This is a genomic window from Bradyrhizobium sp. NBAIM08 (assembly GCF_020193935.1).
GTDB classification, from domain to species: Bacteria; Pseudomonadota; Alphaproteobacteria; order Rhizobiales; family Xanthobacteraceae; genus Bradyrhizobium; species Bradyrhizobium yuanmingense.
The window spans coordinates 1-505 of sequence record NZ_JADYVR010000112.1 but is presented as its reverse complement, the minus strand read 5'-3'; the positions used below and the strand labels follow the sequence as shown (position 1 = coordinate 505).

The 505-nt window shown below is 70.1% G+C and carries 1 protein-coding gene; it reads right to left on the bottom strand.

Features of this window, described 5'->3' with window-relative positions; translation table 11 throughout:
• Nucleotides 1–505: tRNA methyl transferase PRC-barrel domain-containing protein (locus I6F37_RS38665; protein ID WP_368736811.1), on the bottom strand; the 505-nt coding region annotated here is incomplete at both ends.

The following is a 505-nucleotide window of genomic DNA, read 5'->3' as shown; positions in this document are numbered from 1 at the left end:
GCGTCGATGCGGACCACGTAGAGCGGCTCGGGACTGCCGCCGATCTCCAGCCCGCGGCGCTGGCCGACGGTGTAGTGAACGATCCCGCGGTGCGCGCCGAGCCTCCTGCCCGCCATGTCGACGATGTCGCCGCCTGCCGCCGCCTCCGGCCGAAGCTTGCGGACGAGACCGGCATAGTCGCCGTCAGGGACGAAGCAGATGTCCTGGCTGTCGGGCTTGGCCGCGACCTGCAGTCCGGCCGCTTCCGCCAGCCTGCGCACTGCCGGCTTGGGCAGCCCGCCCAACGGAAAGCGCAGGAAATCGAGCTGCGACTCGGTCGTCGCGTACAGGAAATAACTCTGGTCGCGCGCCGGATCGGCGGCCCGGTGCAATTCGTTGCCTCTGTTGCCCGCGATGCGGCGCACGTAGTGTCCGGTGGCCAGGCAGTCCGCCCCCAGATCGCGGGCCAGCGCCAGCAGGTCGGTGAACTTGGGCCCCATGTTGCAGCGGATGCACGGGATCGGAG